This is a genomic window from Acidobacteriota bacterium (assembly GCA_009861545.1).
GTDB lineage: Bacteria > Acidobacteriota > Vicinamibacteria > Vicinamibacterales > UBA8438 > WTFV01.
In genome coordinates, this window is record VXME01000053.1 from 22,579 (window position 1) to 36,283 (window position 13,705).

General features: G+C 69.7%; 7 protein-coding genes. 2 read left to right on the forward strand and 5 right to left on the reverse strand.

From position 1 onward, the window contains the following. Positions 1 to 20: 20 nt before the first annotated feature. A complete protein-coding gene (locus tag F4X11_08225; protein MYN64999.1) occupies positions 21 to 5,159 on the forward strand; it encodes a RecQ family ATP-dependent DNA helicase in 5,139 nt (1,712 codons plus the stop codon). Positions 5,160 to 5,406: 247 nt separating this feature from the next. On the opposite strand, the gene F4X11_08230 is transcribed toward F4X11_08225, so the two are convergent. From F4X11_08230 to F4X11_08245, 4 genes are all read right to left on the reverse strand, one after another. Then, complete coding sequence (locus F4X11_08230) at positions 5,407 to 5,679, reverse strand: helix-turn-helix domain-containing protein (protein ID MYN65000.1); 273 nt, start codon at positions 5,677 to 5,679, stop codon at positions 5,407 to 5,409. 131 nt (positions 5,680 to 5,810) lie between these two features. Next, positions 5,811 to 6,125: a hypothetical protein gene (locus tag F4X11_08235; GenBank protein ID MYN65001.1), complete on the reverse strand. Its 315-nt coding sequence runs from the start codon at positions 6,123 to 6,125 to the stop codon at positions 5,811 to 5,813. A gap of 288 nt (positions 6,126 to 6,413) precedes the next feature. Next, a complete protein-coding gene (locus F4X11_08240; GenBank protein MYN65002.1) occupies positions 6,414 to 7,895 on the reverse strand; it encodes a DUF1501 domain-containing protein in 1,482 nt (493 codons plus the stop codon). A 94-nt stretch (positions 7,896 to 7,989) separates the two neighbouring features. Beyond that, positions 7,990 to 11,511 carry a DUF1553 domain-containing protein gene (locus F4X11_08245; GenBank protein ID MYN65003.1) on the reverse strand — a complete coding sequence of 1,174 codons (3,522 nt, stop codon included), beginning with the start codon at positions 11,509 to 11,511 and terminating at the stop codon, positions 7,990 to 7,992. Between F4X11_08245 and F4X11_08250 the strand changes: the two genes are divergently transcribed. After that, on the forward strand, positions 11,510 to 12,541 hold the full coding sequence (locus tag F4X11_08250; protein MYN65004.1) for an NYN domain-containing protein: 1,032 nt from the start codon (positions 11,510 to 11,512) through the stop codon (positions 12,539 to 12,541). The two genes, F4X11_08245 and F4X11_08250, sit on opposite strands and share 2 nt — an antisense overlap. Positions 12,542 to 12,584: 43 nt before the next feature. Here F4X11_08250 and F4X11_08255 read toward each other — a convergent pair whose 3' ends face one another. After that, positions 12,585 to 13,517, reverse strand: a complete 933-nt coding sequence (locus F4X11_08255) for a hypothetical protein (protein ID MYN65005.1) — start codon at positions 13,515 to 13,517, stop codon at positions 12,585 to 12,587. Between the last annotated feature and the right edge of the window lie 188 nt (positions 13,518 to 13,705).

Sequence of the window (13,705 nt, forward strand, 5' to 3'; positions counted from 1 at the left end):
AGTTGCCAACGCGAATTCTGATGCGCTGCCTGGCCATCGACCTGGAGGTCGGCAAGCGAAGCGAGCGAATCGACGCGTTGGCGGCGGTCGATTCCAACGGCAGGTCCCTGGTCCGCACCAGGCTCGATCCACGCGGGCTCGACCGCGCCCTGCGCGAACTCGACGACTTCGCCGAACCGGCGGACGTCATCCTCGGCCACAACCTGATCCACTTCGACCTGCCGCACCTGCGCGCGGCGGCGCCGGATCTCCGGCTGCTCGGCCGTCCGGCCCTGGACACCCTCATGCTGAGTCCACTGGCCTTCCCGAAGAATCCGTACCACCGCCTGATCAAGCACTACCTGGATGGCGACCTGGTCCGCGAACGGCGAAACGATCCGGAGCACGACGCCCGGCTCGCGCTGACGCTCTTCGAAGACGAACGTACCGCACTCGGCAAGGCCGGTTCCGACCTGCTGCTCGCCTGGCACTGGTTGACGTCGCGGGGTGACGACCTTGCGGCGTTCGATGCCCTGTTCGAGGCGTTGCGCTTCTCGCCGCGGCCCTCGGACAGAGACGCGAGGGACGCCATCGGCCGTCTGCTCGCCGGGAAGGCTTGCGCCACTCGGGGCGGCGCCGTCGTCTCGGGCGCGGGCGAACCGGGCTGGCCCCTGGCCTACGTGCTGGCCTGGTTGTCCGTGGCCGGCGGCAACTCGGTGATGCCGCCCTGGGTACGACACCAGTTTCCCCAGGCGGGCAAGCTGCTCGCCGAGCTGCGCGACCACGCCTGTACGGCCAGCGACTGCGGATGGTGCCGCGAAGTGCACGACGCCCGCTCCGAACTCCGGCGCTGGTTCGGTTTCGACGACTTCCGCGCCGAACCGGCCATGCCCGGCGGCGGATCGATGCAGCGCGCCATCGTCGAGCAGGCGATGGCGGGCGGGCACGTCCTGGGGCTCTTGCCGACCGGCAGCGGCAAGTCGCTGTGCTACCAGGTGCCGGCCCTGTCGCGCTACCACAAGACGGGCGCGCTGACCGTCGTCGTTTCGCCCCTGGTCGCCCTCATGGCGGACCAGGTGGCCGGACTGCAGAACCGGGGCATCGGATCCGTGGTCACCGTCAACGGCATGTTGTCCATGCCGGAACGGTCGGACGCCCTCGACCGCATCCGGCTGGGCGATGCGGGGATCGTCCTGACTTCGCCCGAGCAACTCCGCAACCGGGGCGTGGTGGAGTCCATCAAGCAGCGCGAGATCGGCTCCTGGGTGCTCGACGAAGCCCACTGCCTGTCGAGCTGGGGCCACGACTTCCGGCCGGACTACCGCTACGTGGGCCGGTTCATCCGGGAGCGCTCCGCCGGCGGACGACCCGCCCCCGTCGTCTGTCTGACCGCCACGGCGAAACCCGCCGTCGTCGAGGACATCCTGCGCCACTTTCGCGACGAGGTCGGCATCGAGCTCCAGGTCTTCAACGGCGGGGCGCAGCGGGACAACCTGACTTTCGAGGTGGTGCCGACGAGTCCGGCGGAGAAGCTCGCGCACATCGACGACCTGCTCCACCACCACCTGCCGGCGGACTCGGACGGCGGCGCCATCGTCTACTGCTCGACGAGGAGACGTTGCGAGGAGGTCGCCGAGTACCTTGCCGCCAAGCGTTGGTCGGCGTCGCACTTCCACGCGAAACTCCAACCGGAGCGCAAGAAGCAGGTCCAGGACGACTTCATCGAGGGGCGGCTACGCGTCATCGTGGCGACCAACGCGTTCGGCATGGGGGTCGACAAGCCGGATGTGCGTCTCGTCGTGCATGCCGACCTTCCGGGCTCGTTGGAGAACTACCTCCAGGAAGCGGGCCGCGCCGGTCGGGACGCCGAGGCGGCCGGTTGCGTGCTTCTCTACACGGCGGACGACGTGGAACGCCAGTTCGGGCTCGCGGCACGATCGCGGCTGACCCGCACCGAGATCGATGGCATCTGCCGCGCGCTCAGGAACCTGAAAACGAAGAACGACCGCAGCGGTCGCGGTCGCAACAGCGAAGTCGTCGCGACGCCGGGCGAGATCCTGGTCGAGGACGACGAGCACGCGTTCCGCCGCGACACCAACACCGACGACACGCGCATCAAGACGGCCATCGCGTGGCTGGAGGACGCCCGCCTGGTTCAGCGCGACGAGAACCGCGCCGAGATATTCGCTTCCTCGCTCCTGGTCGGCACGCTCGACGAGGCCAGGCAACGCCTTGCCAGGGTCGACGAACGCCATCGTCCGCCGCTCGTCAGGATCGTCGAAAGGCTGATCAACGCACCCATCGACGAGGGCGTCTCCACCGACGAACTGATGGCCTTGTCCGGCTTGAGCCGCGACGGCGTCCGCAACGCGCTCTACGACCTCGAGCAGCTCGGCATCGCCAACAACGACACGACCCTCACCGCCTACATCCACGAGGGCATCGAACGCTCGTCGCAGCGCCGCCTCGACAGCGCCGTCGGGCTGGAACAGGCGCTCGTGGATCGCATGCGGGAACTGGCGCCGGACCTCGACGCGGAGGCGAGGGCCTCGGTGATGCACCTGCGGCCCGTCACGCAGGCGCTCAAGGACGATGGCCACGAAGGGGCGCTGCCGCTCCTTACTCTGCGCCTGCTGCGGAGCCTGAGCATGGACGGACGCGGGGAAGACGGCCCGGGCAGCATCGACCTGCGTCAACTGGACCGCGATCAGGTCAGCGTGAAACTCAATCGCGACTGGCCTGCGCTTCTGGAAACGGCCCGTCGCCGCCGCTCGGCCGCAGAGGTGCTCCTGCAGCATCTGCGGGAGCAACTGAAGCCCGGCGTACAGGGCGCGGATCTCCTGGTCGAGACCACCCTCGGCAAGCTCCTCGAGTCCATCGAATCGGACCTGGAACTCCGGAGTTGGGTCCGGGACCCGCGCAAGCTGCTGGACCGGGCCCTGCTCTGGCTGCACGAACAGGAGGTCATTCGCCTCAACAAGGGCCTCGCAGTGTTCCGACCGGCGATGACCATTCGGGTGGAGAAGACCCGCCGGCGATTCGGCCGGACGGACTTCGCCCCGCTGGAACTGCACTACCAGGAACAGGTGCTGCAGATCCACGTCATGGAGGAGTTCGTCAATCGCGGGCTCGACGCCATCGCCGCCGCCCTGCAACTGGCGATGGACTACTTCGCGCTCGACCGGGACACGTTCCTGCGACGCTGGCTGCCGGACCGCACGGACCTGGCGCGCCAGACCACGCCGGAATCCTGGCGGGCCATCGTCGAGAGCCTGAACAACCCGACGCAGCGGCGCATCGTCGCGGACGACCGCGAGCAGACCAACGTCCTCGTGCTGGCCGGCCCGGGTTCCGGCAAGACCCGCGTGCTGGTCCACCGCATCGCCTACCTGCTGCGCGTACGCCGGGAGGATCCCCGCAGCATCCTGGCGCTCGCCTACAACCGCCACGCGGCCGTCGAGATCCGCCGCCGCCTGGACGGACTCGTCGGCGCGGACTCCCGGGGCGTCACCGTCCTGACCTGCCACGGCATGGCGCTGCGCCTCACCGGCGCCCACCTCGCCAATCGTCCGGCGCTCGCCGATGACGACTTCGGCGAGCTCCTGAGGGAGGCGACCGCCTTGCTGCGCGGCGAGGGATTGCCGCCCGACGAGGCGGACGAGCAACGCGAGCGACTGCTTGCCGGCTTCCGCTGGATCCTCGTCGACGAGTACCAGGACGTCGACGAGGAGCAGTATCGACTGATCTCGGCCCTGGCCGGCAGAACGCTGACGGGCGGGGAGCGCAAGCTGACCCTGTTCGCCGTGGGCGACGACGACCAGAACATCTATGCCTACGCCGGAGCGTCGGTGAAGTACCTCCGCCGGTTCGAGGAGGACTACAAGGCCAGGACGGTCTACCTGACCCAGAACTACCGCTCGACCGGACACATCATCGACGCCGCGAACGCGTGGATCGCGTCGGCCCGCGAGCGAATGAAGGCGGAGCACCCCATCGAGATCGACCGCTCGCGGCGCAGGAAGCCCAAGGGCGGCGACTGGGAGTCACGCGACGCAGTGGGCCGGGGCAGGGTGCAGGTTCTGCGCGTACGCGGCGACGATCGTTCGCAGGCAATCGCCGCCCTGGCCGAACTGCGCCGCCTGGCGGGACTCGCTCCCGATTGGGACTGGCGGACCTGCGCGGTGATCGCCCGCAACTGGCGCCATCTCGACCCGCTGCGCGGCCTCTGCGAACGTGACGCCATCCCCGTGCAAGTGGCGCGCGAGGACACGTCGTTCTTCTGGCGGCTGCGCGAGGTCCGACGGCTGCGCGACTGGCTCGGCACGCTCGCGAACGGCCTGGTCACCGGGGACGCGCTCCGGGCGTGGCTCGCCGAGCAACCGGCCGGGAACTGGTCGGACGTGCTGACGGAAGCCCTCGACGACTACCTGCTGGAAACCGGCGGCGCGGAGACCTCGGTGCAGGCGTTCACGGCCTGGCTTGCGGAGTGGGGGCGCGAGTTGCGCCGGCGTCAGACCGGTCTCCTGCTGGTGACGGCGCACTCGTCGAAGGGACTGGAATTCGACCACGTGGTCATTCTGGACGGCGGCTGGGGACAGGACGAACACGGCTACCGTCGGCGGTCGGACGAGGTGCTGCGGCTCTACTACGTCGCCATGACCCGCGCCCGTCAGACGTTGACGCTCTTGAAAATGTCGGCGGCGCACGAGAACGAGCTTCGCGACGCCCCCTGGCCGGGACGGCATCGCGGCGGCGACTATTGGTCGCAGGACATACCCGCGCTCGTCCACCGTGAGCACGTCGTTCGCAACGAACCGCCCCCCGAGTCGGACATGCGCTACCAGCCGCTGGGGCTCAGGGATGTCGACCTGGGCTTCGCGGGACAGCACGCGTCGAGGCACCCCGTGCACGGGGCGATCGGCGCGTTGCGGACGGGCGATCCTCTCGAGGTTCGCGAGAACGGTGGCCGGTGGCTGCTTGCCGACACCAACGGCCAGGTGGTGGGACAGCTCGCCCGGAACTACCGCCCGCCGGCGGACCGGTGCAAGGCGCGCGTCCACGCGATCGTCGGATGGGACCGGCTCGACGGCAACCCGATCCAGCAGGACCGCGCCTTGCGGGAGTCGTGGGAAGTCGTGGTGCCCGAGCTGATCTACGAGTCACGAGGGAGCAGCGAATAGGAAGAAAGAACGACGAAGACGCGATGCGAAAGGGAACCGGTCGCCGAGGCCAAGCTGGCGCTCGTCGTACCAGATGGCGGCGTGGCGAGTCTCGGCCTGCGCCTCAGGATGAAGCTCGACCTGCACGCCGCTGTTGCCCGCGTGCCGGCCGATCGCGCCCGCCCGCTCGACCCCGGAACCCGCGCGGCGCCGCGGCATTCTTGTGATGCGGGACCGGCGCAAGCCTGATGGGGTCGGACGTCGACGCCTACGCAACGTCGACCAGTGCGCGCGGGTTCTTCTCGGCGATCATGAGCAGTGTACGAGCGGCACCGGAAGGCTTGCGCCGGCCCTGCTCCCATTCCTGCAGGGTCCGAACCGATACACACAGAAGTTCCGCAAACCTCGACTGGGACAGCCCCGTCTTCTCGCGAACGCTCGAGATGGCGGGCACGTTGATGATGCGTCCGTGCTGACCGCCCTTGAGTTGGCGGATGCCCTCCAGAATCTCCTCCCCGATGTCGCGCGTGGACTCAACCATCGATCTCCTCCCTGATCTTCCTCAGCACGGACGGAGGGATACTCTCGACGACGTTCTTTCGCGTACTCGCGCAGCAGCTTGACGTTCGTCGAGACGAGGCTCTTTAGGGCGAGTGATCTCGGAGCCGCCCTCTACCATGGCAACCACTTCCCGGGTGGCAGGTGCTTCGCCAGCAGGTAGTTCCGATCCTCTTCGTAGTCGGCAATGGCGTCTGCGTATCGCTCGGGGTCATTTCGACGGAAGTTCTCCGCAAGCCCGTCCAGAGTCCTAAGCATCTTCTGAACGCGCTGAAATGAATTCGGCGCGCCCCAACTCGCCGCGTTCTCGACATGCTCAGGTACCCGATGGCTGTAGCACTGATCGAGGATTCTGTGCCGCTCCCGCACTGGCGCGCCGCCCGCTCCGACGTGGTAGCCCATGTGCGCCAAGAAGCCTTCTCGTCTCATGCCCCGGCCTCGACCTGAGCACAGATCACGGGTTGCGGGTTGCCATGACCGCTCTGTCGCAACTGGCCGTCGACCCGTGGGCGATCGTCGTCCCCACGGCTGAGCGTCCTCGATCCGGTGGATCTCCCGGATGAGGTACTCGACTGTGTCACGCGGCTACTTCCCGCTCTCAGCGGTTGACGTCAACCAGGTCGCCACGAGGCGCAGGCCGGCGCGGGGCCAAGGTGTTGCCTAGTACGCGGTGGCAATCATCGCCACTTGGCTTGAGCCGGTCAGCATAGAGGCTCCTCACGCCAGAATCCCCCGCATCGGGTGCCCGTCGACGTCCGCCAGCCGGAAGTCGCGGCCGCCGAAGCGGTAGGTGAGGCCCTGGTAGTCGAGGCCGAGCAGGTGCAGCACCGTGGCGTGCAGGTCGCGGACGGTGTGGGAATTCTCGACGACGCGGTAGCCATACTCGTCGGTCTGCCCGTAGATGAAGCCCTTCTTGAGGCCGCCGCCGGCCATCCAGAGGCTGAAGCCGTAGGGGTTGTGGTCGCGGCCGTTGGTGCCCTGCACGAACGGGGTGCGGCCGAACTCGGGGGAGAAGATGACGAGGGTCTCGTCGAGCAGGCCGCGCGCCTTCAGATCCTTGACGAGGGCGGCGACCGGCTGGTCGACGGTCAGCGCGTTGGCGGCGTGGCCCTCCATCAGCTTGGTGTGCTGATCCCACGGGTTTGCGGCCTGGCCCATGCCGTCGGTGCCGACCATGGTCAGCTCGACGAAGCGCACGCCGCGCTCGACGAGGCGGCGCGCCACCAGGCACTGCCGCCCGTAGGCGGCGGTGGAGGCGTTGGGCGAATCGAGCCCGTAGAGCCTCCTGGTCGCCTCGGTCTCGCCGCGCAGGTCGGTCAGCTCGGGGACCGCGGTCTGCATCCGGTAGGCGATCTCGTAGTTGTCGATCGCCGCCTCCACGCGCGTCTCCTGGTCGGTGCGCTGGAGGAACTGCCGGTCGAGGTCGTCGATCAGGGACAGCCGCGCGCGCTGCCGGTCGTCGGTCTCGCTGGGATTGACGTTGTGCAGCGGCTCGGCGTGCTCCGGATAGATCAGCGAGCCCTGGTGCACGGCGGGCAGGAAGCCGTTGCCGAACACGTTGATGCCGCCCAGCGGGATGCCGCCGCTGCCGAGGACGACGAAGCCGGGCAGGTTCTGGTTCTCGGTCCCGAGGCCGTAGGTGACCCACGCGCCCATGCTCGGGAAGCCGGTGAACGGCATGCCGCAGTGGAAGTAGAAGTTCGCCTGGGCGTGCTCCATGAACGGCGCGGTCATCGAGCGGATGACGGTCAGCTCGTCGGCGACGCCGCCGGTGTGCGGGAAGAGCGCGCTGACCGGGATGCCGCTGCTGCCGTAGTTCGTGAACTCCCACGGGCTGGGCCAGATGTTGCCGTCCTGGTTGAACATCGTCCGCTCGGTCTGGAACGGCATCGGCTCGCCCGCCTCGGCCGCCAACCGCGGCTTCGGGTCGAACGAGTCGACGTGCGACATCCCGCCCGACATGAAGCAGAAGATGACGTTCTTGACGCTGGGCGCGAAGTCGGGCGCCTTGGCGGCGAGCGGTCCGGCGGACGCTACGCTGCCGGTCGGTCCGCCCCCCTGCGCCAGCCCCGCGTAGGCCTTGTCGGCCATCAACGCCGACAGGGCGAGCCAGCCGAAGCCGGTGGAGGTCTGCCGCAGCATCTCGCGGCGCGTCAGGAACGGGCGGGCTCCGGGGTGGTGGCGTGGGTCGAAGGGCATCGGTGGAATCCTCTGCGTCGGCAGCGTGTCCGGGCGTCCCCGTGCGTGCACGCCCGCGCCGCAGCGCGCGGCGCCGGCATGTGCGTATCGCGGGCTACGGAATGAAGATGAACTCCTTCAGGTTGAACAGGCTGTGCGCGACGTCCTGCCACACCGCGGCGTCGTAGAGCAGCAGCGACCGGTCGACGCCCCGCTCTGTGGCCACGGCGTTCAGGTAGTCGGCGACGCGGGCGCGCTCGGTCTCCGACGGCGGGCGGGCGAGCGCCTTGGCGAACATGTGCGTGACGCGCCCGTCCACCGACGTCGCCTCGCCCTCGGCGAGCCGCCGGCCCCACTCGGCCGCCTGTCCGATGACGAACGGGCTGTTGAGCAGCGCGAGCGACTGGGCCGGCACGTTCGTCGTGTCCCGCTGGCCGCGGGTCGTCGCCGGCTTCGGCAGGTCGAAGACCTCCAGGAACGGGTTGTGCGCGTTGCGCCGGATCTCCTGGTAGATGCTCCGCCGCCCGTCGCCGTCCACCGGGCCGTTGTTCGGATCGCCCTGGGTCAGGCCGCGCCGCGCCGCGTAGTGCACCGGCACCGACGGCCCGTACATCGTCGGGTCGAAGCGACCGGAGATCGAGAGCATCGCGTCGCGGATTGCCTCGGCGTCGAGGCGCCGCAGGTTGGCGTGCTGCAGCAGCCGGTTGGACGGGTCGACCTCGGCGGCCCTGGCCGATGCCTGGCTGCTCATCCGATAGGCCCGGCTGAGGACCAGGCGGCGGACGAGCCGCTTCATCGAGTAGCCGTCGTCGACGAAGCCGGCCGCCAGGTAGTCGAGCAGGGCGGGATGCGACGGCGGATCGCCGAGCCGGCCGAAGTTGTCGACGGTGCGCACGATGCCGTAGCCGAACAGGTAGCGCCACACCCGGTTGACGGCCACGCGCGCCGTGAGCGGGTTGTCGGGGGCGGTGACCGCCTCGGCGAGGTGCAACCGGACCAGCCCCGGCTCGGGATACTGCCGGCTGTCGACCGCGGTGAGGAACCCGCGCGGCACCGGCTCGCCGAGGTTCCTGTGGTTGCCTCGCACCAGCAGGGGCTGATCCGGGGCCGCCTCGTCGATGACGCCCGGCGCGCGGCGCGCCACCGGCACGTCCCGCTCCAGCAGCCGGTACTCGGCCACCGGCGCGCGCAAGTCGACCAGCTCCTCCAGCGAGCGGGTCAGCAGGTCGGCCCGCACGAGCTCGTCCAGCAACACCGCCTGCTGCTCGCTGAGCCGGTCGTCCCGCCAGGCGGCGACCGCCTCTCCCGCCCGGTGGGCGATCAGCGCGGCCAGCTCTTCGCGGGACGCCGGCTCGGCCGGCGCTGCCGACGCCGCGTCCTCCGCGTCACCACCCAGCAGCGAGAGGATGGGAACGACCGTCTCCTTCGGCGTCCGCTTCTCGTCGTGGAACACGATGCGGCTGGCGCCGATGAACGACCGTCCGTCACCCCGCCGCGTCGGCCGGTGCCGCAACTGGCTGTCCTCGGGGTCGAGCTGGAACCGCGTGGCGTCGTCCTGGGTCGCGAACTCGATGTAGGCGCTGAAGCCCTTCCAGAACTCGGTGTCCCACTGCACCCAGCCCATCTCGTCGGTCTTCGGGCTGTGGCGCAGGTGGTAGATGCCGCCGCGCGGCACCGCGTAGTTCTCGATGATGAGATTCACGAAGCTGAGGTCGCCGCCCATCACGCGGAAGCTGATGTAGTCGCTGTCGATCTCGAAGCTGGGGGTCTGGATGACGCCGGGATGCTTCGTCGACAGCAGGTGCGTGTAGGCGCCGCCCGGATAGATCCCGGTCAGCAGCAGGTCGCCGCGCTGCTCGATGGCGAACTCGCCGGGCTTCGAGGGCGTGGCCGTGAGGCCGGTGCCGTGGCCGACCATCTCGGCGTAGTCGGGACCGGTCAGATCCCACTTCGGCTCGAAGTGCTCGGCGTTGTAGCGCTCGCGGTCGGCGATCTCGGCGTCCCAGTGCGCGCGCAGCTCGCGCCAGGCCCCCGGGAAATCGGCGGCATCGACCTCGGCCAGCGCCTGCCACGCCGCGAGGACGCTGCCGGATGCCGGGTCGGGCGCCGGACCCGCCTCCGCTTCGTCTACGCGATCCGCGTCGGCATCCTCCGCACCGTCGGCCTCATCCGCCGCCGGCTCCAGCCCGGCCAGCAGCTCGTCACCGACGGACTCGGCCGCCGCGCCCCACGCAGCGGCGAGCAGGCCGCGAATGTCCGCCTTCAGCGCCGCAAGCGCGTCCCGGTTCGTTTCGAGGACGGCCTGCGAGTCGACGGCGCGCACCGTCGGCCGCGCGCCGTACAGCGTGCCGAAGAACGAGTAGTAGTCCTTCTGGCTGATCGCGTCGAACTTGTGGTCGTGGCAGCGGGCGCACGACACGGTCAGGCCCAGGAACGCCTTCGACGCCACGTCCACCTGGTTGTCGGTCCACTTGACGCGATCCTCCCAGGGATCGACCGGCTGGAAGCCGTGCTCGATGAGCCGGAAGTTGGCCGGGCCGATCATCGACTCGTTGGTCCGCCCGTCCGCGGCGAGGCGCGGGTCCGGCAGCAGGTCGCCGGCCAGGTGCTCGCGGATCAACCGGTCGTAGGGCACGTCGTCGTTGAACGCGCGGATGAGGTAGTCGCGGTAGCGCCAGGCGAACGGGATGTCGGGGTCGCCCTCGCTGCCGTGCGACTCGCTGTAGCGGAACAGGTCCATCCAGTGGCGCGCCCAGCGCTCGCCGAAGTGGGGCGATTCGAGAAAGCGGTCGACCAGGTCCGCATAGGCCGACCGCGAGTCGTCGCCGGCGAACCGGGCGATTTCGGCCGGGGTCGGGGGCAGCCCGCGCAGGTCGAACGACAGGCGGCGGACGAGCGCGGCGCGGTCGGCGTCCGGGGCCGGTGCGAGCCCGGCCTCGTCGAGGGCGGCGAGAACGAACCGGTCGACCGGCGTCGCGGGCCACGCGTCGTCATCGACGGCGGGCTCGCCGGCCTGCACCGGCTGCCACGCCCAGTGCGTGCGCCGGCGCTCCGGCAGGTCGAACGGCGCGGACGGGTCCGGCGGATCCGCCCCGGCGGCGGCCAGGGTCGCCTCGGGCCACGGCGCTCCCATCTCGACCCACCTCGTGATCGCGGCGATGTCGTCGTCGGCAAGCGGTCCGAGCGGCGGCATCAGCATCGGCCGGCCGTGCAGGCGCTGCACCAGCGGGCTCTCGTCCGGGCGGCCGGGCACGATCACCGGTCCCGAGTCGCCGCCCGCCAGCAGTCCGTCCCGGCTGTCGAGCCGAAGGCCGCCGAACGGCGTGCCGATCTGCGCGCTGTGACACGCGTGACAGTTGTCGGCCAGCAGGGGGCGGATGGCGGATTCGAAGAACTCCGCCTGCGCCGCGTCCGGCGCCTGCCCGGCCGCAGGCGGGGCCTGCGCCGCGACGGGACGACCGAGCCAGGCGAAGGCCGTGCTCGACGCAACGAGCGCGAGCAGGCACAGTGACAGCCGCATTGTTTTCCTGAGCATGGCGTTCAGGGGCAATCTACTACCGCCACCCGTCCGGAGCAACCCCCAGCCACCGGCGCGTATACTGAAATGTGGCGGCGCGCAAAGGGGCGTTGCCGGCATCCGGAACGGAGGGAGCGTGCGAGTCGGTGTCTACGTCGATACGGATAACATCACGAGGAACGGGGGCCGGGGCCTCCGCTACGACGTTCTGCGGGAGTTCGCGTGCCGCGACGGAGCGGACGCGCTGCGGCTGAATTCATACACGTCCTTCGACCGCGAGCGGGCCCATACCGACGAGGACTACAAGCGCAACGTGCAGAGCTTCCAGGCGGCGTTGCGCGACTTCGGCTACAAGGTCATCGTCAAGCACGTCAAGTGGTACATCAACGAGGACGGCAAGCGCCTCGGAAAGGCCAACAGCGACCTCGACATGGCGGTCGACGTGCTGCTGGAGGCCCGCAACATCGACCGCGTGCTGCTGGCGACCGGAGACGGCGATTTCACCAAGGTCGCGCGTGCGTTGCAGAACATGGGTTGCCGGGTCGAGGTGGTGGCCTTCGACAACATATCGGGCGACCTGCGGCGCGAGGCGGACATGTTCGTCTCCGGGTACCTGGTTCCGGGACTGCTGCCCGGGGAATCGCGGGGCCCCGACTGGGGCGACGAGGGATCGCGGGTCCGCGGACTCTGCCACTGGTACGACTCGATCAAGGGATTCGGCTTCATCCGCTATCTGCGCTCGTTCACGGGCCCCCTGTGGGTCACCGACACGACACGCGAGGACTCGCCCTACGCGTCGACCTTCGTGCACAGCAGCGAGTTGCAGCGGGCGGGCATCAACACGCAGGAGCTGCCGAGCCGGCGGCTGATCCTGGAGTTCACGCTGCGTCCGTCGCCCACGAAGCCGGGCGAGCTGACCGCCCAGGAGATTGCCCTCGTCCCCAGGCCGACCGTCCGCGACCCGCGGCCCGCGCCCGTGCCCGGCCGCGGTTACGGGGGCCCGGATGCGCCGGCCCGTGGGGGATACGGGCATGCCGACACCGCAGCTCGCGGGTTCGGGAATGCCGACACCGCCGACCGGAGCCAGGGAAACAGCGAAGCCACGGCGAGCCGAGGCGCCGGGGACGCCGGCGCCGAGCCCACGCGCTGAATCGCCGGGAGTCTCCGGATTCCGGGCGCGTCGAGCCGGTCGACTACTGCTCGCTTGCGCGCTCGGCCGCGCGGGCGCCCGCGAGGATGTTCACCAGTCCGTAGTTGCCTTCGTGGCACGCGTACTCGAAGATCTCGCCCCCGAGCGGCACCATCGGGATCTCGGCGGTCCACGGACTCTCGTACGTCAAGGGGTCGGTGACCGTGAAGCTGTAGTCGATGCGGTCGGCGGCGACCCGCCTGAAACGCTCCACGACCTTCGCCTGCTCGCTGCCCGCCTGCACCAGGTAGCGCACCCGTTGATCGCCCCGCGCGGTCAGGTTGGTCGTCTCGACCACCAGCGTGTCGCCCTCCCAGCGGGCGCGCGAATCGCCCAGCCACTGGCCGACCTGCGACGGCAGGTGGTCGCGTCCGTCCAGCGGGATGATCCGCGCGTCGTGAATCATCTCCACCAGGATCACGACGTGGTCGGGCGTCTGCAGGATCTGGTAGTTGTGGTTGTAGAAGCCGGGGAGCATGGCGCCGGGCATCCCGCGCGTGATGCACCGGTCGTAGAGGTTCAGGTCGTGCCACGTGTCGAACCGCGTGCCGTCCCGCATCGCGGCGAACGCCGGGTCACTCTCGCGCACCCGCTCCGTCATCGCCGGGTACCTTCCGTCGGGCGGGTCGACGATGAGCGACGTCCGGTTGCTCCGCAGGCCGCGGTCGAACCAGAAGCTGTTGTAGGAGCCGGTCTGGCCGGGGGGCGGGGGCTGGTCCCGCGCTGCCTCGGCCTGCGCGTCGAACCCCGCGCGCTCCTCCTCGGAGAGCACCGTCCGCTCCTCGAACTCGGTCGGGCGCTCGATCGGCGTCGTGGTCCGGTTGGTCCAGACTCCCTGCAGGTCGGGGTCGCCCCACGGGGTGCGCTCGGGCGCCTGCGCGTTTGCCAGCACCGGAAGCAGGACGATGGCCGCCAGGATCGCGATGACGTGCCGCATGCTGCACCTCCTCATCGGGAGCATCTTAGCAGTCCGCGGCGACAGCCCCGCGTCGGTTCGAGTTGCCGCGACGCCACGGCGGGGGTCGGCGCGCTTCTCTCGCCGTCAGTCGGCGGCAGGTTCGTTGCGTCCTATTGCGTCGATCACGAGTACGCGCAGTTCCCTGATCTCGGCCAACACCTCGTCGA

Coding starts and splice junctions, on each gene's coding strand:
- F4X11_08255 (MYN65005.1), bottom strand. CDS start 13,517: ATGCGGCACGTCATCGCGATCCTGGCGGCCATCGTCCTGCTTCCGGTG.
- F4X11_08230 (MYN65000.1), bottom strand. CDS start 5,679: ATGGTTGAGTCCACGCGCGACATCGGGGAGGAGATTCTGGAGGGCATC.
- F4X11_08245 (MYN65003.1), bottom strand. CDS start 11,511: ATGCCGGCAACGCCCCTTTGCGCGCCGCCACATTTCAGTATACGCGCC.
- F4X11_08240 (MYN65002.1), bottom strand. CDS start 7,895: ATGCCCTTCGACCCACGCCACCACCCCGGAGCCCGCCCGTTCCTGACG.
- F4X11_08225 (MYN64999.1), top strand. CDS start 21: ATGCGCTGCCTGGCCATCGACCTGGAGGTCGGCAAGCGAAGCGAGCGA.
- F4X11_08235 (MYN65001.1), bottom strand. CDS start 6,125: ATGAGACGAGAAGGCTTCTTGGCGCACATGGGCTACCACGTCGGAGCG.